Annotated in this window: 24 protein-coding genes; 12 read left to right on the top strand and 12 right to left on the bottom strand. The window is 72.6% G+C overall.

Annotated features, from left to right (window positions below):
- Nucleotide 1: 1 nt before the first annotated feature.
- The 7 genes from D7231_RS00715 to gvpO form a co-directional block, all read right to left on the bottom strand.
- Nucleotides 2-238, bottom strand: a complete 237-nt coding sequence (locus D7231_RS00715) for a gas vesicle protein (protein ID WP_199739278.1) — start codon at nucleotides 236-238, stop codon at nucleotides 2-4.
- Nucleotides 235-1,080, bottom strand: coding sequence for a GvpL/GvpF family gas vesicle protein (locus D7231_RS00710; RefSeq protein ID WP_241999488.1), 846 nt, complete (start codon nucleotides 1,078-1,080; stop codon nucleotides 235-237). The genes D7231_RS00715 and D7231_RS00710 overlap by 4 nt, the downstream gene beginning before the upstream one ends.
- Nucleotides 1,077-1,382 (bottom strand): gas vesicle protein, encoded by a 306-nt coding sequence (locus tag D7231_RS00705; RefSeq protein ID WP_120752914.1) that lies wholly within the window; start codon nucleotides 1,380-1,382, stop codon nucleotides 1,077-1,079. The genes D7231_RS00710 and D7231_RS00705 overlap by 4 nt, the downstream gene beginning before the upstream one ends.
- Nucleotides 1,383-1,453: 71 nt before the next feature.
- The gene (locus D7231_RS00700) at nucleotides 1,454-1,675 is read right to left on the bottom strand and encodes a gas vesicle protein GvpG (protein WP_120752913.1); all 222 of its coding nucleotides are present in this window, start codon (nucleotides 1,673-1,675) and stop codon (nucleotides 1,454-1,456) included.
- Complete coding sequence (locus D7231_RS00695) at nucleotides 1,672-2,394, bottom strand: GvpL/GvpF family gas vesicle protein (RefSeq protein WP_120752912.1); 723 nt, start codon at nucleotides 2,392-2,394, stop codon at nucleotides 1,672-1,674. The genes D7231_RS00700 and D7231_RS00695 overlap by 4 nt, the downstream gene beginning before the upstream one ends.
- Nucleotides 2,391-2,804: a gas vesicle structural protein GvpA gene (locus tag D7231_RS00690; RefSeq protein ID WP_120752911.1), complete on the bottom strand. Its 414-nt coding sequence runs from the start codon at nucleotides 2,802-2,804 to the stop codon at nucleotides 2,391-2,393. Before D7231_RS00690 ends, D7231_RS00695 begins: the two co-directional genes overlap by 4 nt.
- Before the next feature lie 40 nt (nucleotides 2,805-2,844).
- Nucleotides 2,845-3,210 (bottom strand): gas vesicle protein GvpO, encoded by a 366-nt coding sequence (gene gvpO / locus D7231_RS00685; RefSeq protein ID WP_120752910.1) that lies wholly within the window; start codon nucleotides 3,208-3,210, stop codon nucleotides 2,845-2,847.
- 76 nt (nucleotides 3,211-3,286) lie between these two features.
- Here gvpO and D7231_RS00680 point away from each other — a divergent pair, with 76 nt between their 5' ends.
- Both D7231_RS00680 and D7231_RS00675 read left to right on the top strand, forming a co-directional pair.
- Nucleotides 3,287-3,634, top strand: a complete 348-nt coding sequence (locus D7231_RS00680) for a hypothetical protein (RefSeq protein ID WP_422396657.1) — start codon at nucleotides 3,287-3,289, stop codon at nucleotides 3,632-3,634.
- 53 nt (nucleotides 3,635-3,687) lie between these two features.
- A complete protein-coding gene (locus D7231_RS00675) occupies nucleotides 3,688-4,572 on the top strand; it encodes an alpha/beta fold hydrolase (protein ID WP_120752909.1) in 885 nt (294 codons plus the stop codon).
- Here D7231_RS00675 and D7231_RS00670 read toward each other — a convergent pair.
- A complete protein-coding gene (locus tag D7231_RS00670; RefSeq protein ID WP_120752908.1) occupies nucleotides 4,536-5,045 on the bottom strand; it encodes a GNAT family N-acetyltransferase in 510 nt (169 codons plus the stop codon). The genes D7231_RS00675 and D7231_RS00670 overlap by 37 nt on opposite strands.
- A 136-nt stretch (nucleotides 5,046-5,181) precedes the next feature.
- The gene (locus tag D7231_RS00665; RefSeq protein WP_120752907.1) at nucleotides 5,182-6,393 is read right to left on the bottom strand and encodes a cytochrome P450 family protein; all 1,212 of its coding nucleotides are present in this window, start codon (nucleotides 6,391-6,393) and stop codon (nucleotides 5,182-5,184) included.
- Nucleotides 6,394-6,544: 151 nt separating this feature from the next.
- Here D7231_RS00665 and D7231_RS00660 point away from each other — a divergent pair, with 151 nt between their 5' ends.
- Both D7231_RS00660 and D7231_RS00655 read left to right on the top strand, forming a co-directional pair.
- Nucleotides 6,545-7,183 carry a TetR/AcrR family transcriptional regulator gene (locus D7231_RS00660; RefSeq protein ID WP_120752906.1) on the top strand — a complete coding sequence of 213 codons (639 nt, stop codon included), beginning with the start codon at nucleotides 6,545-6,547 and terminating at the stop codon, nucleotides 7,181-7,183.
- A gap of 85 nt (nucleotides 7,184-7,268) precedes the next feature.
- Entirely contained in the window at nucleotides 7,269-8,096 is an 828-nt protein-coding gene (locus tag D7231_RS00655) for an alpha/beta fold hydrolase (RefSeq protein WP_120752905.1), read from the top strand.
- Between the two features lie 125 nt (nucleotides 8,097-8,221).
- On the opposite strand, the gene D7231_RS00650 is transcribed toward D7231_RS00655, so the two are convergent.
- Complete coding sequence (locus tag D7231_RS00650; protein ID WP_241999543.1) at nucleotides 8,222-9,238, bottom strand: alpha/beta hydrolase; 1,017 nt, start codon at nucleotides 9,236-9,238, stop codon at nucleotides 8,222-8,224.
- 288 nt (nucleotides 9,239-9,526) lie between these two features.
- Here D7231_RS00650 and D7231_RS00645 point away from each other — a divergent pair, with 288 nt between their 5' ends.
- Nucleotides 9,527-9,964 (top strand): PPOX class F420-dependent oxidoreductase, encoded by a 438-nt coding sequence (locus D7231_RS00645; protein ID WP_120752903.1) that lies wholly within the window; start codon nucleotides 9,527-9,529, stop codon nucleotides 9,962-9,964.
- A gap of 129 nt (nucleotides 9,965-10,093) precedes the next feature.
- A complete protein-coding gene (locus tag D7231_RS37270) occupies nucleotides 10,094-10,447 on the top strand; it encodes an SH3 domain-containing protein (protein WP_241999487.1) in 354 nt (117 codons plus the stop codon).
- Nucleotides 10,448-10,611: 164 nt separating this feature from the next.
- Here D7231_RS37270 and D7231_RS00635 read toward each other — a convergent pair whose 3' ends face one another.
- Nucleotides 10,612-10,983: an RDD family protein gene (locus tag D7231_RS00635; protein WP_120752902.1), complete on the bottom strand. Its 372-nt coding sequence runs from the start codon at nucleotides 10,981-10,983 to the stop codon at nucleotides 10,612-10,614.
- 412 nt (nucleotides 10,984-11,395) lie between these two features.
- Here D7231_RS00635 and lanL point away from each other — a divergent pair, with 412 nt between their 5' ends.
- The 6 genes from lanL (at nucleotide 11,396) to D7231_RS00610 (ending at nucleotide 18,930) form a co-directional block, all read left to right on the top strand.
- Nucleotides 11,396-14,167: a class IV lanthionine synthetase LanL gene (gene lanL, locus D7231_RS00630; protein WP_120752901.1), complete on the top strand. Its 2,772-nt coding sequence runs from the start codon at nucleotides 11,396-11,398 to the stop codon at nucleotides 14,165-14,167.
- 32 nt (nucleotides 14,168-14,199) lie between these two features.
- Nucleotides 14,200-14,328, top strand: a complete 129-nt coding sequence (locus D7231_RS38065) for a hypothetical protein (protein WP_267470839.1) — start codon at nucleotides 14,200-14,202, stop codon at nucleotides 14,326-14,328.
- A gap of 104 nt (nucleotides 14,329-14,432) precedes the next feature.
- Entirely contained in the window at nucleotides 14,433-15,542 is a 1,110-nt protein-coding gene (locus tag D7231_RS00625; RefSeq protein ID WP_120752900.1) for a lanthionine synthetase C family protein, read from the top strand.
- A gap of 123 nt (nucleotides 15,543-15,665) precedes the next feature.
- Nucleotides 15,666-16,004, top strand: coding sequence for a nuclear transport factor 2 family protein (locus D7231_RS00620; RefSeq protein ID WP_120752899.1), 339 nt, complete (start codon nucleotides 15,666-15,668; stop codon nucleotides 16,002-16,004).
- A gap of 584 nt (nucleotides 16,005-16,588) precedes the next feature.
- Nucleotides 16,589-17,980: an NsdA family TPR-like regulatory protein gene (locus D7231_RS00615; protein WP_120753368.1), complete on the top strand. Its 1,392-nt coding sequence runs from the start codon at nucleotides 16,589-16,591 to the stop codon at nucleotides 17,978-17,980.
- Between the two features lie 176 nt (nucleotides 17,981-18,156).
- Nucleotides 18,157-18,930, top strand: a complete 774-nt coding sequence (locus D7231_RS00610; protein WP_120752898.1) for an isocitrate lyase/PEP mutase family protein — start codon at nucleotides 18,157-18,159, stop codon at nucleotides 18,928-18,930.
- Between the two features lie 15 nt (nucleotides 18,931-18,945).
- On the opposite strand, the gene D7231_RS00605 is transcribed toward D7231_RS00610, so the two are convergent.
- Nucleotides 18,946-20,403 carry a DUF6519 domain-containing protein gene (locus tag D7231_RS00605; RefSeq protein WP_120752897.1) on the bottom strand — a complete coding sequence of 486 codons (1,458 nt, stop codon included), beginning with the start codon at nucleotides 20,401-20,403 and terminating at the stop codon, nucleotides 18,946-18,948.
- Nucleotides 20,404-20,420 lie beyond the last annotated feature (17 nt).

Below are 20,420 nucleotides of genomic sequence, written 5' to 3'. Positions count from 1 at the left end.
GTCACGCCCCCGCCTCCTCCCGGGAGACCCAGGACTCCCGGGGCTCCCAGGACTCCCAGGGTGAGGGCACTTGGTCGTCGATGCTGCTGATGAGGGCGTGCAGGTTGATGCGGATGAGGTCGACGTCGGCGATGCGCAGGGTGAGGTCGCCGGCGACCACCACGCCACCCGCGAGGAGCCGGTCGAGCAGGTCGACGAGGGAGAGCCTGCGCTGGACGAGGAGGCCGTCGCCGGTCACGGTATCTCCTCCCCGGCGGTGGGTTGCCCGGTCGTAGCCTGTCCGGCGAAGGAGTACGGGGCCCACGGCCCGGTCAGTTCCAGCCGTACCCCGTCCTCGGGGGCCAGGCCGGCGAGTCCGGCGGCGGCCGAGGTGAAGCGGCCGCCGGACTCGCGCCGTACGAGGTAGGCGGCGTTGAGGACGTTGCGTCCGGAGGGCCCGGCGAGGGAGCCTTGCCGCGGTGGGTAGATCCGGGTCTGCTCCGCCAGGGCGGTGAGCGCCGCGTGGATGCCGCGCGCGGCCTCGTCCTCGCGCCGCGCCCCCTCCTCGTCCGCGTGGCGTGCCGCCGCGCGGCTGCGGAGGTAGTCGCGGCCGGACATGGCGGCGCGCGGCGCCGGCGGGCCGGCACCGGAGCTGGAGCCGGTGGCGGCCGGGGCTTGTCCGGCGCTGCCGACCGCGTGGACCTTCACGCCCCATTCGACGCAGCCGTCGAGCCGGTCGAGGGCCGCGCCCAGCTGCGCGTGCCGGTCGGCCAGCATGCGGCGCACTCCCGTCTCGTCGCGGTAGACGGTCGCCAGCCGCAGCGGCAGGACGCACGCGCCGCCGGCGCTCACCGCGTCGATCACTCTCTGGTGCGCGCGGGCGGCCTTCTCCAGCCAGGCGACGTCCTCCAGGGAGGCGCGCAGGGCCGCTTCGTCGAAGCCGGCGGCCGGCACCTGTCCCACCAGGGTCGTCAGCCCCAGGTGCCGGACGGGGCGGACGGATTCGCCGGCGACGCCGGTCAGCGTCTCCAGGTCGCCGGCGCCGGGGGTGCCGTCGTCGCGGGTGACGGCGTAGGCGTAGAGCAGTTCCTCGTGGTTCACCGGGTCTCCTCCTGACGCTGTTCCAGTTCGGCGACGCGCGCCCGGAGCCGGGCGTTCTCGGCGCCCAGTTCGCCGCGGCGGGCGCCGGAGGACAGCGCGGGGTCGCTCTCCCACCAGTCGATGCCCATTTCCTTCGCCTTGTCGACGGAGGCGACCACCAGCCGGAGCTTGATGGTGAGGAGTTCGATGTCGAGCAGGTTGACGCGGATGTCTCCGGCGATCACCACGCCCTTGTCGAGCACGCGCTCCAGGATGTCGGCGAGGTCGGCACCGCCGCTGCCGGCGCCCAGGCCCGCACTCATGCCGGCACCGGTACGGGTGCCGATTCCTGAGCCCGTCCTCGTCAGTGCCGTGTGTTCGGGATGTCCGGGATTCATGCCGTGCGCTCCTGTCCTGCCTCGCCGCGTCGCCGCGTCTCCGCCAGGCGGTCCAGGAGCGCGTCCTCGCGGCGGTCGAACTCCTCCTCGCCGATCAGGCCGGCGATGAGCTGCTCCTCAAGCGCCTTGAGCTCGCGGCCGACGACGGCCGGGTCGTAGTACAGCCGCTCGGCCTCGGTGACGACGCGGCGCAGCACCCAGCCCACGAAGCCGATCATTCGACGAAGCTGTACGGAGGCAGGGGGCCGTGGACCTTCACGTCCAGCCGGGGGTTCTCCTTTTCGAGCCGGCCGGCCTCGGCGAGCAGCCGGCTCCCGGCGTCCTCGGCGACCAGGAAGGAGACGTTCAGGAACCAGCCGGTGCTCTCGGGCCCGGGCCGTTCGCCTTCCGCCAGCGGTGCCAGCGCCCGGCGCACCAGAGCGGCGTCGCGGGCCTCGCGCTCGCGGACGGCCTGGGCGACCAGTTCGCCGAAGTGCAGGCGCTGTTCGTACGAGCTCCCGTCGTCGGCGCGGTTGGCCTCGGCGAGGGTGCGCAGTCCGGTGTTCTCGGCGAGGACGAGGTGCAGGACGGCGTCCTCGTGGTGCACGGCCTTGACGTTGTACTCCACGCGTCCGTCGAGCCGGCTCAGTTGGTCCTCGTAGCGCTCGGAGTGTTCCGTGAGCACGGTGCGCACTTGTTCGTCGTTGTCGGAGACGCTGCCGAAGCGCATCGGCAGGATGGTGGTGCGGCGGCCGGCCTCGGTGAGGACCCGCTGGTGGGCGAGCAGGTCGCGGCGCTTGGGCCGCAGCTCGCCGCCCGCCGGGCAGTCGCTGACGACCGCGGACAGGCCGGCGCCGGTCACGACGCGTACGGGCAGCGGGGGGTCGCCGATGCCGGTGAGCCCTTCGGGCAGCCGGGTACGGTCGCCGCGGGCGATGCCGTAGACGTAGGTGGTCACTCGCTCTCCTCCTTCTTGCGGGAGCGGGAACCGCTGCTGCTGCGGTCGTCGCCGCGGTCACGCACCTGCTGCACCGCGTCCGCGACGCTCTGCGCGGCGCCGGAGAGCGCGCCCTTGGCCTTGCCGCGGGCACCGCCCTCCGTCACCGACCCGACGAGGTCGGGCAGGCCGGGGTCGCGGTGCGGGCCGGCTTCCAGGTCGAGGCGGTTGCAGGCCTCGGCGAAACGCAGGTACGTGTCGACGCTCGCGACCACGACCCGTACGTCGATCTTCAGGATCTCGATGCCGACCAGGGAGACGCGCACGAACGCGTCGATCACCAGCCCGCGGTCGAGCACCAGCTCAAGGACGTCGTACAGGCCGCTGGTGCCGCCTGCACCCCCGCCCTGAGTTGCGGGGACTACGCTCATCGGACAACTTCCTCTCTTCGCTTCCAGCCCGCCCGGGGCCTCAGCGGGAGCCGGTCCGGCCCGTACGGCCCCGTTCGTAGCGCCGCACGCGGCGGTAGCCGGTGAGCAGGCCGTCGGTGTCCAGGCTCAGTTCGTAGAGCGCCATGACGCTCATCGTCTCGGGGATGCGGGCGAGCTCCACGACCTCGGCCTCCAGCTCCCAGCCGCCGCCCTCGGACCTCTCGAACCGGCTGATGCCTTCGGGGCGCAGGCCGGTGAGCTCGGTGAACTGCTCGTGCGCGGCGCGCAGCACCTGCACCGCCGTGACGGTGGGTCGCTGCGGCTCGGTCGGGGTGCCGGTGGAGGCGCCGGCCTTCGTGGCGGGCTCTTCGGGTGTGCCGGCTGTCTTCTTCTTCGACTGAGTCATAGGAGTCATCGGGCCCTCTGGTGTCCGTTCTGGTATCCGCTCGGTGTCCGTCGTGGGCCTTGTCAGCGCGCATACCGTGCCTGCGCGCCGCCAAACCTGTGCGGGCGCGGCGGCACTGTGCGAGGCCGCGCTGAGCGGCGCGCTCGGCGGCGACCAGGCCGTGCTGCCGGCGCTGCTGAAACTGCGGCAGGTCCTGTCGCGGCGGATCGCGGACCGGCCGGGCGAGATGGACGCCGCGTTCGTGCACACCCCCAGGAACGGCGAGCCGCAGATCACGGCCGGCATGCTGCTGGAGCTGGCGGCCGCGTGCCGGCGGGACGAGCGCGCGCGATTGTCGTACCGCGGCCGGGAGGGAACGTCCCGGGAACTCTTCGAGGAGAACGACGTTGCACGGCCGTACGAGGGCGGGACCGGGCCCCGGTGACCGGAGAAACAAACGGCTTGCTGTCGCCGTCGGCGGGTGATGAGGATGGCGCCATGCCGACACTCACCGCCGCCGACGGGACAGTCCTCGCCTATCGCGTCATGGGAGAAGGCGAGCCACTGCTCTGCCTGCCCGGTGGACCGATGCGCGCCTCCGGGTACCTCGGAGACCTCGGTGGACTGTCGAGGCACCGCCGGTTGGTCATGCTCGACCTGCGCGGGACCGGCGGTTCCGGGATCCCCGGAGATCCGGCTACGTACCGGTGTGACCGGCAGGTCGAGGACGTGGAAGCTCTCCGCGATCACCTCGGGTGGGACCGCGTCGATGTCCTCGCCCACTCGGCGAGCGGCGATCTCGCCATCCTCTACGCGGCCCGGTACCCGCAGCGCATGCGTTCGCTCAGCCTGATCACGGCCCGCGCTCGCGCCCTCGGCGTCGACTTCACCGGCGAGCACCGCCGGGAGGTCGTCGCCTTGCGCAGGTCCGAGCCGTGGTTCGAGTCGGCCCGCGACGCGTACGAAGCCATCTGGTCCGGGTCCCCCACGGACGCCGACTTCGACGCTGCCGTCCCCTTCTTCTACGGCCGTTGGGACGCCACCGCACAGGCGCATGCCGCGGCAGAGGCCGGACAGACCAATGAGCCGGCAGCCGGCATCTACGCCTCCGCCGGCGCCTTCGACCCCGCCGCGACCCGCGCCGCCATCGCGCGCCTGGACGCGCCGGTGCTGTTCCTCGCAGGCGAACTGGACAGCGGCCCCCGCCCCCATGTCGCCGCGGCCATCGTGAAGCTGTTCCCCCACGCCGAGCTGACCATCCAACCGGGCGCCGGCCACTACCCATGGCTCGACGCCCCCGCCGCCTTCACCCAGACCGTGGCTGCTTTTCTCTCCCGCGGACCGGATCAGGGAGCCTCTCCCCGTACTGTGATGGACCAGTGATTGGTCCGGAGAGTTCGGCCTGCGAAGAGGACTTCCTGCTCTCCGGCGAACCGGAAGCCCACGGAACGGCAGATGCCGTTCGATGCTGCGTTGCTCGTTGCCGGGAAGGCGTGCACGACGCCCCAGCGGTCCTCGTTCCGGGCCTGATCCAGCAGCCTACGAACGGCTCGCTTCCCCAGTCCCCGTCCTTGGAATTCCGGCAGAACCATCCATCCGATCTCGGAGATCGGCCCGTTCCCGGTGTCGTGGGACCAGATGGTCACCGTCCCCGCCACCACATCAGGAGTGTCCGGATCCGGGACGATCATCTTGATCCACGCGAGGTCCGCATCCGCTTGGCGGGCGTCTCGCCGGACTTTGTCCGCCATGCCTTCACGCGGCAACGGGCCGCCGAGATCCGTCATCATGACGGGATCGCATCGCATCCGGACATAGGCGTCTACGTCATCGGGTGACACATTGCGCAACTGCACCGGGTCCTCCGGATTCTGAGGAGACCGCCCCGGTCCGGACTCGCACCCCCGTAGCGCGTCCGGACCCGGGGCGTGGGAAAGACCGGGTGTTCTTACCCCCGCTGCGCCGCGCGCCCACTCCGCGCGTTGGCCGCGATCACCCCACCGGGGTGTAGCGGACCGGCAGGTGCGTCAGGCCGCGGATCAGGCCCGGGCGCCATGCGGCGTCCGCCGGGTCGGTGTCCAGGGTGAGGTCGGGGAGGCGGTCGAGGAGGGCGGGGAAGGCTACGGCCGCCTCCAGGCGGGCCAGTGGGGCGCCCAGGCAGTGGTGGATTCCGTGGCCGAAGGCCAGGTGTCCGCCGCCGGCGGTGCGGGGGCGGCGGATGTCGAAGCGGTCGGGCTCGGCGAAGCGGCCGGGGTCGCGGGAGCCCGAGCCCAGCAGGATCAGGACGGACTCGCCCGCCGGGATGGTCTGTCCGGCGATCTCGACGTCTTGCGCCGTCCACCGGTACGCGGAGGACGTCACCGGCCCCTCGTAGCGCAGCATCTCCTCGATCGCGCCTTCCAGCAGGCCGGGTTCGGCTTGCAGGGTCTTGAGCTGCTCGGGGTGCGTGAGCAGGGCGTACGTGCCGTTGGCCAGCAGATTGACGGTGGTCTCGTGGCCGGCGACGAGGAGGAGGAAGGCCATGCCGATCAGGTCCTCCGTCGGCAGCCGGCGCCCGTCGGCGTCCTCGGCCCGCACCAGGTCGCTCAGCAGGTCGTCTTCGGGGTGCTCTTCCTTGGAGCGGAGCAGTTCGGTGAGGAAGGCCGCCATGGCGGCGGCCGCCTCCGCGCCGGCCTGGGTGGCGGGTTCGAAGACCATCCGCTGCGACCACTCGTGGAACGTGTCGCGGTGCTCTTCGGGTACGCCCAGGAGCTCGCATATGACGGCGATGGGCAGGGGGAGCGCGAAGGACGCGACGAGGTCGGCGGCGCCGAGCGGGGCCATCCGGTCCAGCAACTGGTCGGTGATCTGCTGGATGCGCGGCCTGAGCTCTTCGATCCGCCGGGCCGTGAACCTCCCGGCGACCATCCCGCGCAGGCGGGTGTGCTGGGGCGGGTCGGTCTGGAGCATGTTGCGGCCGCCGACGGCCTGGCCGCCGTCGCTGGTCCAGCGGGCGGAGTGGCGCACGTCGGTGCTGATCCCGGGGTGGGTGAGCGCCTCGCGCGCCGCGTCGTAGCCGAGGATCACCCATACGTCGCCGGCGCCTTCGGTGGCGACGCGGTGGACGGGTCCCTGTTCGCGCAGGTGGGCGTAGAGGGGGTAGGGGTCGGCCACGAAGTCCATGCCGGCCGGGGCCAGCGCCTGGAAGTCGGGGAGCGTGCTCATGGATCGTCAACCCTTCGTCGGCCGGTGCGGCAAACTCATAGAAGCGGGGACCGCTCCCCACTACTGGCTGCGACCCTAACAGCGAAACGGGGAGCAGTCCACGGTTCGCTGTTAGAGTGCTGTCACCGTCGGCACCACCCAAGGAGGGCCCTTGCGCAAGGACGCCCAGCGCAACCGCGACCTGCTCATCGCGGCCGCCCGCGAGATCTACGCCGAGCGCGGCGTGGACGCCCCCCTCGACGACATCGCCCGCCGCGCCGGCGTCGGCAACGCCACCCTCTACCGCCGCTTCCCCACCCGCGGCGCGCTCATCGAGGCGGTCTTCGGCGAATCGCTGACCCACACCCTGCGCCGGGGCGAAGAGGCCCGGAACGCCGACGACGCCTGGGCGGGCCTGGCCGGCTACCTGGAGTACATCTTCGAGGGCCTGGCCGCCGACAAGGGCGCCAACGACCTGATGACCACCAGCATCCCCGGCGTCCACTCCCTCGACGCCCTCAAGACCCACCACTACGAGACGGTCTGCCTGCTCATCCGGCGCGCCCAGGAACAGGGCACCATGCGCGACGACGTGGTCGTCGAGGACCTGCTGTTCACGCTGGCCGCCCTCGGCCGCGTCGTCCCCGCCTCCGTGACCGTCGCCCCGCACGCCTGGCGGCGCTACCTCGGCCTCCTCCTGGACGGACTGCGCGCCCCGGCCGCCACCACCGCCCTTCCCGCCCCGCCGCTCACTCCTGACCAGCTGACGGGCGCACTGCGCGCGCTGGCCGGCGGCGAGGCCGACGGCTGACCCGGCGCCACGCGCCCCCCTCCGACCCTCCTTCTCCCCCGGCGTCATTGCCCGGAGGCCCGTCACCGGTGCACTCTGAGGTCCCATGAAGACCGGTACGCTGACCACGCCCGACGCCGAGATCTACTACGAGGTGCGCGGATCCGGCCCGCCCCTGCTGCTCGTCAACGGCGGTGACGGCGACGCGGCGATGTTCGGCCCCCTGGCGGGCCGGCTCGCGGAAGACTTCACGGTCATCACGTACGACCTACGGGGCAACTCCCGCAGCCGCCTGACGAGCCCGCCCCGCGAGCAGTGGATCGAGGAGCACGGCGACGACGCCCGCCTCCTGCTGGACACGGTCGCCGCCGGTGAGCCCGCGTACGTCTTCGGCACGAGTTACGGCGGCATGATCGGCATGGCTCTCCTGGCGCGGAACCCCGGCCGGGTGCGGGCCCTGGTGGCGCACGAGCCGTTCGTGATCGATCTGCTGCCGGACGCCGACCGCTGGCACGCGCTGTTCCAGGAGGTGTACGAGCTCTACGAGCGCGAGGGCACCGATGCGGCGATGGGGCGGTTCTGCGGGGAGATCGGCGTGGACGCGCCCCCGGCTCCGGAAGCGGCCGGGAGCGTGCCGGAGCCGGTGCGCGAGATGCTGGCGCGCATCCGCGCCAACGTGGGGACCTGCCTGGCCTACGAGTTGCGCTCGTTCGTCCGCTTCCGGCCGGATGCCGGTGCGCTGCGCGCCGCGCGGTTCACGATCGTGATCGGCGGCGAAGGGCCGAAGACGCTCCTGCACCGCACGACGCAGGCGCTGGCGGAGCATGTCGGCACCGGCACCGGGGTCACGGAGTTCCCGGGCGGACACGTGGGCTTCCTGACCCACCCGGCACCCTTCGCCGCGGCGCTGCGAGCGGCCATCGGAGACTGCTGAGCTCCGCCGCCGAAGCAGCACACGCGCCTCGGCCCGCATACGACTGCGCGGCCCCCGCAACGCATACATGCATGCAGGGGCCGCGCAAGTGCGGCGACGTCACGGCCTCGCGACCTCGCGGCCGCTCAGGAAGCCGGGATCGGGTCCGACAACTGCTCGCTGATGAACTGGATCGGTCCCTGGCCCATGCTCGGGACGTACGTGTAGGCGTCGTGCTTGCCGCCCGGGATCTCCTTGACCATGGTGTGCACCGAGCCCTGCCCGTACTCCTTCACGAAGTTCTTGACCCCGCTGATGGTGATGGGGTCCTCCTTCGTGCCGTACTGGAAGGCGATGTAGACGTCGGGGCCCTTGCGGGCGGTCAGGTCCTTGGCCAGCAGCTTGGGGTCGTTCTCGTCCCGCTCCTTCGGGTGGCCCTTCCACAGCGGGGAGTCGGGGTAGAAGTCCGGGCCGGAGGCGATCGCGGCCTTGAACTTGTCCGGGTGCTTGAGGACGGCCTTCATGCCGGCGAAGCCGCCGGAGGACGAGCCCATGAACGCCCAGCCGTCGCGCGACTTGATCGTGCGGAAGTTGGCCTTCATCAGGTCCGGGACGTCATCGGTCAGCCAGGTCCCCATCTTCGGCTGACCCGGGATGTCGCTGCCGTCCCAGTACGTACCGTTGTTCTTGGGGTTGAGGACCGGCATGGCCAGGAGGAACGGCTTGCTCTTGCCCTCGGCGTACCACTTGGAGATGGACGACTGAAGCTTGAGGTTGGTGCCCATCCAGTAGTTGTCCGGGAAGCCGGGGCCGCCCGGGAGCGCGATCAGGACCGGGAAGCCGTGGTCCTTGAACTTCGGGTCCTTGTACTCCTTGGGCGCCCAGACCCACACCTTGCCCGTGAAACCGGACTTCTTGCCCTCCAGCGTGGTGACGGCGATGTGCGTGCCGTCGCCGAGGGTGTCGGCGTTCTTGAACTCGGCGGCGGGGCCGGTCGGCATCAGGACCTTGGAGTCCGGCTTCGCGGCGTCCGCGCCGCCGGCCTGACCGCCGCCCCCGGCCGCCTGATCCTGGCCGAAGCTCACCGGCGCCCCCTTGTCCGAGAAGGGGCCTATCTTGAAGTGGTTGAGCACGCCGGCGGTTATCAGCCCGAGCACGGCTATGGATGCCACCACGATCGTCCATCGCTTGGCACGGCGTGCGCGATGGTATCCCCGGGACTGATAGGTCCCCCCGCTCACTTGCGTCATCACGTCGCTCCGGACACTCCTGCTGCTGTCCCGAAGGACATGATCGTCTGTTTTCGCACGGGTGGAGCGCCCAAGCCCTCCCCCCGGTTCCGCGCTCCGGCCATGACCTGCGCCGCTCGCACGGCGCGGCCTGCACAGCGGGACCGCACGGCAAGATTACGTGCGCGCTTCAACGGCCACGCAGCCGGGCAGGGGTGCCCCATGATTGCCCTCCCCGAAGCGATCCGCGCACGGATCGCAGCCCCGGACATCTGGTACGTCGCCACGGTCGGCGCCGACGGCGCGCCGCACGTGAGCCCGATGTGGCTCGGCCTCGAAGGCGGCCTGCTCTTCTTCAACACCGCCGTCGGCCGGATCAAGGAACGCAACCTCCGCCGCGACCCGCGCGTGTGCCTGTCCCACGCGGACCGGGCCGACCCGTACGACCGGGTCCAGATACGCGGCCGGGTGGTCCGGTTCGTCGAGGGAGCCGAAGCGGACCGGAACATGGACGGGCTCGCGGCGAAATACACCGGATCCGAGCGGTTCGAGTGGGGAATTCCCGGCGAACAGCGGGTCGTCGCCATGGTCGAGCCGCTGAGGGTCCGGCACGTGGTCGGCGTCGAGCCGATGCCGCCGGGCGCGCCGGGAGCGGCGTGAACGCGCTCCGGCGAAGGCCGCCCAGGGCTGTGACAGGGACGTGACAAGATCGCTGCCGGACGGGCCGCCCGGAGCCTTTAGGGTGATCGCCGCGGCACCCGCCGCACCACACGAACAACCGGAGGATCCGTGCGACGCATATCCCTCGCACTCACCACCGCCGCCCTCATCGGCACCACCGCCGCCCTGGCCGCCCCGGCGGCCCAGGCCGCCCCCGCGACGACCGCGACCGCCGTGTCCGCCAAGGCGTGCCACGCGGACAACGCCATGATCTACAGCGACGGCACCCGGCTGCGCAGCAAGGCCGGCACGTCGGGCGCCGTCCTGGGCCAGCTCTACTTCGGGGACCCCATCCGCATCCTGCGCTCGTCGGGCGGCTGGGACTACGTCCAGCTCAAGTCCAAGAGCAAGGGCGGCCTGTCGAAGGGCACCCGCGGCTGGGTGTCCCACAAGAACATCATCCCGCCGTTCTGCGGCATGTGACGTCGCGACGAGCGCTCCGGCCGGCAGCGGTAGCCGCAGTAGTAGCAGTAGCGGAGTAGCCGCCGGTTGATCCGGGCCCGTGCATGACATCGGTCCTCAAGACCCGGCAGGGATCTTGAGGACCGACCTCTTTCCCGGACCTTCCCTCGGCCCCGGACTCTCCCTCAGCGCAGGTCCTTGCTCCGTACGTAGCGCAGACCGCAGCCGTCCTCGTACGGGTCTCCGTCCGAGCCGATCAGGCTCCACACCGGCTGCATCGGCAGCCAGGTAAGGCCCAGGAGCCAGCGCTGCACGGCCCGCCAGAAGCGCGGCCGCCCGCCGTCGGCCTCCCGCACCACGCGCGTCATGAGCAGGAACTTGCCCACGGTCGTCCGGAACACCACGGCCCCCAGGACGTGGTGGACGAAGGACACCCCGAACACGCACGCAGCGGCGACGGCCCAGAACACGCCGACGCTCTTGTCGTCCGCGAGCCGCAGGGCGAGGCCGAAACCGGCCACGACCGTGATGACGCCGTCGATCCCGGAGAAGAGCATGCGCCGTTCGTCACTCACCGGCTCGGGGACGGCGGGACGCTGCGGGTACGGGTACGGGTACGGCTGCGGTTGGGCGTACGGGTGCGGCTCCGGATACGGGTGCGGGTGCGCGTACGGATGCGGTTGCTGATTCGCATACGGGTGGGAATGCGGCTGAGGAGCGTAAGGCTGGTGGGGCTGATGAGGCTGTGGAGCGTACGGCTGGTTCACCGGCTGCTCCGGCGCTGATAGTGGATCACGTGGGCTTATGCTGCCCCACGACTGTCACAGCTGATTCTCAGATTGATCACCGAGCAGCGCCGAACAGGCTGTCGATCGCCGTCGGCCCCGCACCGTGCTGCCGTGCTGCCGTGCGCAAGACCATTCCGGCGCAGGCCTCGACCGCGGCGGGACGGCATGCCACTCTGACCGCGTGACGGTGAGCCCCCAGGCGAGCTATCAGTCGATCGCCCTGCGGATTCTCGGGGCCGAGCGGTCCGCGTGGACACTGCGCGACGGTGAGACCTGGTGCATGGTGACGCCTGTGGGGTACCGGCCCCGGCGGCAGGGGTGGAAGCTGCACCTGTCAGCGACCGTCGGCTCGGCGCACGAGGTCCTGGAGGGAGCCGGGAGCGTTCTGGTGGCGCGCGGGTGCGCGTTCAAGTTCGCGGTCTCGCCCCGCGTCACCGCCGACCTCACCTCGGTCCGGGCTCCGCGGGAGCACTCCGGCAAGTTCCTCACCGCGTACCCCGCCGACGACGACCAGTTGCGGGCGCTCGCGGAAGAACTGCACCGGGCCACGCTCGGGCTGGCCGGGCCGGCGATCCTGTCGGACCGGCGGTACCGGCCGGACAGCCTGGTGCACTACCGCTTCGGCTGCTTCTCACCGCCGCGCGAACTCGACGACGAGGGCTTCTACCGGGGCCGCCTCCGGGCGCCGGACGGCAGCCTGACCGCCGACGAGCGCAACGCGTGGTTCTCACCGCCCGCCTGGGCGCGGCCGCCCTTCGACCTGCCACCCGTACGCACCGCCGGCCGCCGGAGCGGAGGCGGCCCGGTGCTCATCGCCGGGCGCTATCTCGTACGGGAGGCCGTCCGCCACTCCAACCGCGGCGGCGTCTACCGCGCACGGGACGAACGCACCGGCGAGGACGTCCTGCTGAAGGAGGCCCGCGCGCACGTCGGCGCGCAGCCCGGCGGGACGGACGCCCGGGACTGGCTGCGCTACGAGGCCGGCGTGCTGGCCCGCCTGGCGCCGCAGGGCCTCGCTCCCGCCCCGCGCGAGGTCTTCGAGGCCGGCGGGCACGTCTTCCTCGCCGAGGACCTGATCGACGGTGAGAACCTGCACCGCTGGTCGGCGGAGGAGGCGTCGCGCCACGGAGGCCTGCTGCCGGTCCCCGCGGCGTGGCGGCTCGCCCGCGAGCTCACCCGCCTCGTCAGTGACGTGCACGCGGCCGGCTTCGTCCTGCGCGACCTCAAGCCGGCCAACGTCGTGATGAGACCCGGCGGCACTCCCGTCCTCGTCGACCTGGAATGCGCGGTGCGCACCGGCACCACGGTCCATGTGGCGGGCACCCAGGGATTCACCGCGCCCGAATACCTCTCCGGCGCGGGCACCGGTCCCGCGCCCGGCCCCGAGGCGGACTGCTTCAGCCTGGGCGCCACCCTGCTCCACGCCACCGCCGGCATCAACCCGTTGCTCGCCCCGGACGCTGCGGACGCGCCGGACTCCACGCCCGCGCGGTCCGCCGGCGAACGCCTCGCCGTAATGGTGGAGGCCGCCGCCGGGGACTGCCCCGCACTGGCCGCCCTCGCGCCCCTCGTCCTCGGCCTGACGGCCGACGCGCCCGCTCGCTGGCCGCTGGAGAAGGCGGCCGCGTTCCTCCGAGCGGAGAAGGGGGTCGGAGTGGGAGCCGGGGCCGGAGCCGAGCCCGTCGCCGCGGCGGAGTCCCCCCGTACGGCCCTGCCCCTCCTGGAAGGTTCCGCGCTCGACCGGCTCCTGCACGACGGGCTCGGCCTCATCGCCGCGACCGCCGACCCGGAGGCCGTACACCTGTGGCCCCGGCCCCGGTCCCTGCCGGAGGGCGACCCCTGCAACGTCCAGCAAGGCGCGGCGGGCGTCCTGGCCGTCCTCGACAGAGCCGTCCGTACGGGCGAGGCTCCCGCGCTCGTACCGCTGCTGCGCACGGCGGCCCACTGGATCGACGCACAGCTCGCCCTGCCCGGCCGCGTCCTGCCCGGGCTGTACTTCGGCCGCTCGGGCACAGCCTGGGCACTCCACGACGCGGCGCTGACACTCGACGACCCCGCACTCGCCGGCCGCGCCCGCGCCTACGCCCTGCGCATCCCGCTGGAGTGGGCCAACCCCGACATCTGTCACGGCCTCGCCGGCGCCGGCACGGCCCAGTTACACCTGTGGCACACCACAGGTGACCCGCGTTTCGCCGAACGGGCATCGCACTGCGCGGACGGCGTGCTGCGCCGCACCATGGAGGCCGAGGGCGGGGTGGACTGGCTGCCCGGCCCGCCGCACCGCCGCGAACTCGCGGGCTCGGCCTTCTACGGATTCGCGCACGGCGTCGCCGGCCTCGTCGCGTTCCTGCTCGCCGCCGGACGCGATCTCGACCGGCCGGAGCTCGTCGACATCGCGATCGGTGGCGGGCACGCCCTGTGCGCCGTGGCCGAGCGCCGCGGCGACATCGCGATCTGGCCCAAGGGGCCGGGCCGTACGGAGCGGCCGGGCCTCGACTTCTGGTGCAACGGTGCGTCCGGCATCGGCACCGCGCTCGTCAGGCTGTGGAAGGAGACCGGAGACCCGCTGTTCCGCGAGTACGCCGAGAGGGCGGCGCGCGCGGCCCACCGGGACCGCTGGCGGGTCGGCCCCGGAGCGTGCCACGGCGTGGCCGGCAACGCCCAGCTGCTCATCGACCTGGCCGACATGACCGGCGACACGGCGTACCGCACCCGGGCCGCCGAGGCCGCCTACTGCCTGTACGCGCGGGCCGCCGCCCTGGAGGACGGGCGGCTGGTCGTCCCTGACGACACGCTGCGCGAATTCTGCGTGAGCTACCAGGTCGGCCTGGGCGGCGCCCTGGATCTGCTGCTGCGTCTCAAGCACGGGGGCGGCCGCCCGTGGATGGTGGACGGGGCGGACCGGGTGGACCGGGCTGAGCCTCCAGCAGCCGGCCGCCCGGGCCCGGAGTGACCTGTCCGAATGACGGAGAGGGGGTGAAAGACATGGAAGAAACCGTTCTGGAGCTGCAAGAGCTGCCCGAGACGGACGAGCCGGCACTGGCACCGGTCATGTGCTGCGACACCGACCACACGAGTGGTCACTGCACCGACCCGCCGCGCTGCCCGCCGTAAACCGTTCACCGGTTCTGCGCGGCCGGAACCGAACCGGTGCCGGCCGCGCCACGTGCCTCACACGCGCCTCACACGCCTCACGCGCGCCTCAAGGGAAAGAGCACATGACCGACGGGAAGTGGACGGCCGCCCTGTCCCCCGGCGCGTCCGCCGCCGCCCTCGCGCGCGTCGCGTCCGCCGCGAGGCCGCACCGCGTGCCCCATCGGGTGCGCCCCGATCTCGCGGGCGGGGGCGCGGGCCTGGCCCTCGCGTTCCACTGGCTGGACCGCGGCCTGCCCGGACGGGGCTGGGGCGCCCTCGCCCAGGGCTACTTGGCCGCCGCGATCAGGGGTTACGAGCGGCTCGGCGCCTCGCCGGGCCTGTTCGGCGGTGTCGCGGGACTTGCCTTCGCCGCGTGGTCCGTGTCATCCGGCGGGTCAGCTCTCGAACACCCCGCTCTCCACGACCGCGTCGTCCGGGAGGCGCTCGCCCGGGCGCGGCAACTCTGCGACGGCCCGCCGCCGCCCGCCCGCGCCGTCGACGTCGTCTCCGGTCTGACGGGGGCAGGGGCGTATCTGCTGTGCCGGGGCGACGATCCGGCCGCGGCGGCTGCGCTCCGGGCCGTGCTCACCACCCTGACGCGGACAGGGGTACGGGCCGGTGAGCCCCCTGACCCGGGTCCGGCCCACGGGTGGTCCGGGCCGCTCGCCCTCCTGTCCCTGGCCCTCGGCGAGGGCGTTGCCGTACGCGGTCAGCGGGAGGCGGTCGGCCGGCTGGCCGAGTTGCTCAACGACTGCCGCGCCGACGACGCGTGGGGCCCCAACTGGCCCGGGATGACCACTGGCACAACCGTACGTGCCTCGTGGTGCCGGGGGAGCCCCGGGACGGCCCGCGCCCTGTGGCTCGCGGGCACGGCCCTCGGGGACGAGTCCCTGCGCGACCTTGCGGTACGGGCGCTGAAGGCCGTTCACCGGCGGCCTCCCGAGGAGCGGCGCATCGACGGCGCCCCGGGGCTCTGTCACGGCCTGGCAGGCCTGCTCCAGATCACGTCGCGCTTCGCGCACGACACCGGCGACCCCGGCCTCGCCTCCGCCGCGGCCGGCCTCGCGGCCGCACCGTTCCCGGCGGGCGGCGGCCCCGGATTCCTCGACGGCGCCGCGGGCGTGCTGCTCGCCGTGCTGGGGGCGGCCACGGACGTGGAACCGGCGTGGGACAGGGCCCTGCTCCTGGCGTAGGAGCCGCCGCCGGTGCGCCCCCGGCCGCCCGACCCCCGTCGATATGATCTTCGCGACCGGTACGACACCGCTGTACGTGGCCCGCCGAACCGTAACGCGGCCGGGCCGGAAAGGGGATGCCCCATGTCTCCGGAGGAGATCGTCGACGGCCAGCTCGCGGCGTACAACGCACGCGACCTCGAGGCGTTCCTCGGGTACTACGCCGAGGACGTGCCCGTCCACGCCTTCCCGTCCGGCGACGTCCTCGCCGACCGGTCGGGGCCCGCCTTCCGCGAGCGCTACGCGGCCCTCTTCGCCGCCAGCCCCGACCTGCACGCCGAACTGGTCTCGCGCGTGACGCACGGCCGCATCGTCATCGACCAGGAGCGCGTGTCCGGCTTCATGGGCGGCGGGACCCGTACCGCGCTGGCGATGTACGAGGTGGGGCAGGACCGCATCGAACGCGTCTGGTTCGCGGTCTGACCCCGGAAGGCCCACCGGGCGACCGCAGAAAGACGGTCAACGGCGGCCATGGCAGCGGGCGTTGCAGCGGCCCCGGCTCCTCCCGGCCGCGGGCGGCCGACGGGGCGGTAAGCCCACGACGCGGTTCGGCGGACGGCGCACGGGGCGGCGCCGCCGGAGGCGCGCGGAAGCGGAGGGCGGGGGCGCATGCGGCGCCGGAGGCATACCGCCCCGCCGGACACCCGCGGCCAGTGAGGCGACCAGGGCCAGCGCGATGACCGCCCAGGGCGGCAGGGCTTCGGTGAGCATCTGAGCCACGGCGGAAGCCGGGCCGACCAGCCACTGGGCCGCGAGCCGCACCCAAGTCCGGCAGGCGGGCTCCCGGTTCTTCTTCCCGGCGTGTCGTGTCGTCATCGGCCGTCTCACCATCCCTGTCCCGCTCCCGCGTTGGGCCTTGTCGTTCGTTCCCCCACCAGAAGAGCAGGGCGTGAACACCTGCACAGGGCTCACAAAGGGGGCTCACGGATCGCGGCACACGCCGACGGCCGCGGCGCGTCGCTACGCTGGCAACATGCCGGAGGCGGAGGGGTGATGAGACGGTGGTCGTGGCGAAGACAATCGGTCGAGAGCCCAACGCCCGCTTAGAAAAGCTGATCGCCGAGTCCGGGATCAGCCACAAAAGGCTGGCGTACCGGGTGAACCAGACCTGTCTGGCCGAGGGCGTGGCCAGCGAGTACACGCACACGTCCGTGGTCAACTGGTCCCGCCGCGGCATGCGGCCGCGCTGGCCCGTCCCCCGGCACCTGTGCACCGTGCTCGCCGAGGGCCTCGGCCGGCCGGTGGACCTGGCGGACATCGGCATGGAGGACATGCGGGAAGGGGGACGCAACCGGTCGGCCGGGCTCGCCTTCCCCCGGGACCAGCGGCAGGCGCTCGCCGAAGCCGCCTCGTATTGGAGCACCGTGAACCGACGCACATTTCTGGCGGCGACGCCGTTCGCCGTCGCCTCGTTCTCCGAGCCGGTGACCCGGTGGCTGGTCAGTCCCACGGAGACCGTGCTGCCGTCGCCCGGTACCGCCGTGCTGGGCCGGGCCCACATCGAGGAGCTCCGGGCGGTCGCCGATGACGCCCGCACCTGGGACTCGCGGTTCGGCGGGGCCGCCCTGAAGTCTCAGGCGCTCACCGCCTACTTGGACGAACGCGTCAGCCCGCTCCTGCGCGCCCGCTACTCGGAACGGAACGGGCGCGACCTGTTCTCCGTGACCGCGGAGATGGCCCGGCTGGCCGGATGGACCGCCTTCGACTCCGGACAGCACCAGGCCGCTCAGCGCCACTTCATCCAGGCGCTGCGGCTGGCAAAGGCCGCCGGGGACATCCACCTCGGCTCGTACGTCCTGACGACGATGGCGATGCAGTCACTCATGCGCGGGTTCGCCTCACAGGCCGTCGACATGGCGCAAGGGGCGTTCGAACGGGTTCCGGGCGCCGACCCGCGGGTGCTGGGGTTCGCCAAGCTGATCGAGGCACGCGCGCACGCGAGGGAGGGAGACGCCCGGTCCGCCTGTGCCGCTCTCGCCATGGCCGAACGCTTCCAGGAGCGCGGTGCGGCCGAAGGCGCGGGCGGCGAGCGGGCGTGGATCGGCTTCTTCAACCGGCAGCGGATCGTCACGGACGCCACGGAGATCTTCCGTGACCTGGGGCGCCCGAAGTCCACGTTCGCGTGGCACGCGCTGGGGTCCATGCCCGGCGAGGCGTTCGCCCGGTCGAGGGGGATCCGCCTGTCCGTCCTGGCCACGGCGCATGCGCAACAGGGCGACCTCGACGCGGGCCTGCTCCTCGGGCAGCAATCCCTCCGGCTCTTCACCCGGCTCCGGACCGCACGCGGACTCGACTACCTCCAGATCTTCACCGACGCCCTCCGCCCCTGGCGGCGCGAGCCGTCTGTCATGGCCTACGTGACCCAGGTGAAGGGCCTGGCGTCGAGCCTCGCCGGCTGACGGGACCACCGGGGTGCGTCAGCAGCGAAGGCGTGCCTCGTCGCCCTCGACGTACAGGAGGAACTCGCTCACCGGCCGCAGGCGGGCTCGGCGGCGAGGCGGCCCCGGAGTGGCCCACGAAACGGGACGTGGATTGGACCAGTTTTCCGGGCGCTTTCGCCTTTAGCGTCGGGTGTATGACAACGATCTCCGGCGGTGCCGCCGCCTTCCGTTCTTTGCACCACGGCCGGGCCGGGGCCGGGCCGCTCGTGCTGCCCGGGCCCTGGGACGCCGCCAGTGCGCGGGTCTTCGCCGATGCCGGGTTCCGGGCTCTGGCCACGCCGAGTGCCGGTATCTCGGCCGTCCTCGGGTACGCCGACGGCAGTGCGCCCGCGGACGAGATGTTCGCCGCGGTGGCCGGCATCGTGCGGGCCGTCGCCGCGGACGGGGTGATGGTCACCGCCGACCTGGAGGACGGCTACGGGCTGCCGCCCGCTGAGCTCGTCGAACGGCTGCTGGAAACGGGGGCCGTCGGCTGCAATCTGGAGGACAGCGATCGCGTGACGGGACGGCTCAAGGACCCTGCCGAGCAGGCCGACTGGCTGTCCCGGGTGCGGGACGCGGCCGGCGACCGGGTCGTGATCAACGCGCGCACCGACACCTTCCTCAAGGGCGACCGCACGGCCCCGGACGCCGGCCCCGCCATCGGCCGTTGCCGTCTCTACGCCTCGGCGGGCGCCGACTGCGTGTTCCCGATCCTCGCCCCGGCCGGTCTCCTCCCGGAGATCGCCCGCGCCGTTCCCGCGCCGGTCAGCGTCATCGCCCTGCCGAACGGCCCCTCGCCCCGCGAGCTGGGCGACCTGGGCGCGGCCCGCGTCACGTTCGGCGGCGGCCTCCACCGGCGCGCGATGGCCGCGGTGGAGGACATGGCAGCGGCGCTGTGGGCGCAGGGGGAGGCCGGAGCCGCTTGACCGCGTCTCCCCGTGTCACGCCTGGTCGGGCCGGGGCGGGCGCGGCTGGGGGAAGGGGGTGCGCATGTCTTTGACTTCCAGGGTGTCCTTGTCGACCGGTTTGACGACGGCGAGAGGGGCGTAGTGGTAGTCGACTCCGTGCGGTTCTCCCGGCACGGGGTTGCCCTGGGGGTCGGTCGGCCATTCGACGTCACCGGTGACGACGCGGGCGGGGATGAGCCAGTAGTCACCGCTGCGGTAGCGGCGGGGCTTTGCGTGGTCCTCCCCCGCGGAGAAGCGCACCGCGATGCCGTCCTCCAAGGGGAGCCAGGTGCCTTCCGCTACGGGGACGGCTCCGGCGCTGTCCTGCGCGTTCTTCGCCTGGTCTTCCTGGTCAGCCGTGTCCGCCGGCTGCTGTTCCGGCGGGCGGTGGTCCCATCTGCGCAGCACCGGGTGCAGTGCGGGAACGGTGCCGGCGCCCTGCCCTTCCTGATCGCCGGCCGGGTAGGCGTCCAGGTAGACGTGCCGGGCGGCGTGGTCGACGTCCGCCACGCGGTACAGACGGTTGCGGTCCGGGGTGGTGGCATCGCCGGGGTCCGCGTCGTCGGCGGTGCGGCAGGTCACCGCGTCGTCGACGAGCTCGACCATGTCGCCGCTCTCCACTCCGAGGCCGCTGTCGCGTCCGAGCGTCCCGACTTCGACCACGGATCCGTTGACGGCCAGGACGGGGAGGACGACGGAGCCGTTCTCCCGGGACCACTTGAAGGTTGCGGTGCCGGCCGTGCCGCCGCGGTGGATCTCGACGCGGTAGAGCTGGTTCTCCGGTCCCCGGTAGCCGGGGCCGGGCGGGAGAGCACCGGTGCCGTCCTCGGTCTGCGGCTCCTGGGCCTTCGCTTCGAGCCGGGGGCGGGGGCCGAACCGCTGAGTGATCTGCTCCCTGAGGAAGGAGACGGGGATGACGCCCTCTCTGAAGAATTCCTCGGTCAGGGGCATCCAGTCGAGCTGCCAGACGACCTTGGTCCGTACGGCTGTGTCGGGTCCGAGTGCGCCGAGGGCGACTTCGCGGATCGCGGGGACGTCGGCCGCGGTGACGAGGCGCTCCCATACGCGCAGGTAGACGAGGGAGGTCCCGTGGGGCAGGGCCTTGTCCGCGTCGCGGGTGGGGTCGAGGTGGCCGTCGGGCTGGCTCCAGTAGTCGGTGCCGCCGGTGGGGCATTCGCACAGGATGCCGTCGACGTACATGCGGCCGGCGCCGACGGTGAGGGTGTTGTCGGCTCCCAAGGAGACGGCGAAGCCGCCCGCGGAGCTTCCGTCGGCGGGAGCCGGGAAGGCGGCGGGTCCGAAGAGGTCGGCGGCCAGGGTGCGCAGGTGGTGCAGCAGGATGGCGGTCTGCTCGTTGATGTCGGCGTCGAGCTGGACGCGCCCCTGCTGGGCGAGGACGGCGGAGAATCGGCGGGCCGCGTCGAACGTGACGCGTGAGAAGTCGCCTTGCATGGTGGTGAACTCCGGGC

Source organism: Streptomyces klenkii, assembly GCF_003626645.1.
Classification (GTDB): Bacteria; Actinomycetota; Actinomycetes; order Streptomycetales; family Streptomycetaceae; genus Streptomyces; species Streptomyces klenkii.
This window is presented reverse-complemented; position numbering and strand designations above follow the sequence as displayed.

Bases quoted from the DNA above. Each gene is read 5' to 3' on its own strand.
- D7231_RS00665 (WP_120752907.1), bottom strand. From the start codon at position 6,393: ATGAGCACGCTCCCCGACTTCCAGGCGCTGGCCCCGGCCGGCATGGAC.
- D7231_RS00625 (WP_120752900.1), top strand. From the start codon at position 14,433: ATGACCGACGGGAAGTGGACGGCCGCCCTGTCCCCCGGCGCGTCCGCC.
- D7231_RS00620 (WP_120752899.1), top strand. From the start codon at position 15,666: ATGTCTCCGGAGGAGATCGTCGACGGCCAGCTCGCGGCGTACAACGCA.
- D7231_RS00700 (WP_120752913.1), bottom strand. From the start codon at position 1,675: ATGATCGGCTTCGTGGGCTGGGTGCTGCGCCGCGTCGTCACCGAGGCC.
- D7231_RS00645 (WP_120752903.1), top strand. From the start codon at position 9,527: ATGATTGCCCTCCCCGAAGCGATCCGCGCACGGATCGCAGCCCCGGAC.
- D7231_RS38065 (WP_267470839.1), top strand. From the start codon at position 14,200: ATGGAAGAAACCGTTCTGGAGCTGCAAGAGCTGCCCGAGACGGACGAG.
- D7231_RS00655 (WP_120752905.1), top strand. From the start codon at position 7,269: ATGAAGACCGGTACGCTGACCACGCCCGACGCCGAGATCTACTACGAG.
- D7231_RS00610 (WP_120752898.1), top strand. From the start codon at position 18,157: ATGACAACGATCTCCGGCGGTGCCGCCGCCTTCCGTTCTTTGCACCAC.
- D7231_RS00675 (WP_120752909.1), top strand. From the start codon at position 3,688: ATGCCGACACTCACCGCCGCCGACGGGACAGTCCTCGCCTATCGCGTC.
- D7231_RS00605 (WP_120752897.1), bottom strand. From the start codon at position 20,403: ATGCAAGGCGACTTCTCACGCGTCACGTTCGACGCGGCCCGCCGATTC.
- D7231_RS00705 (WP_120752914.1), bottom strand. From the start codon at position 1,382: ATGAGTGCGGGCCTGGGCGCCGGCAGCGGCGGTGCCGACCTCGCCGAC.
- D7231_RS00690 (WP_120752911.1), bottom strand. From the start codon at position 2,804: ATGAGCGTAGTCCCCGCAACTCAGGGCGGGGGTGCAGGCGGCACCAGC.
- D7231_RS00635 (WP_120752902.1), bottom strand. From the start codon at position 10,983: ATGCTCTTCTCCGGGATCGACGGCGTCATCACGGTCGTGGCCGGTTTC.
- gvpO (WP_120752910.1), bottom strand. From the start codon at position 3,210: ATGACTCAGTCGAAGAAGAAGACAGCCGGCACACCCGAAGAGCCCGCC.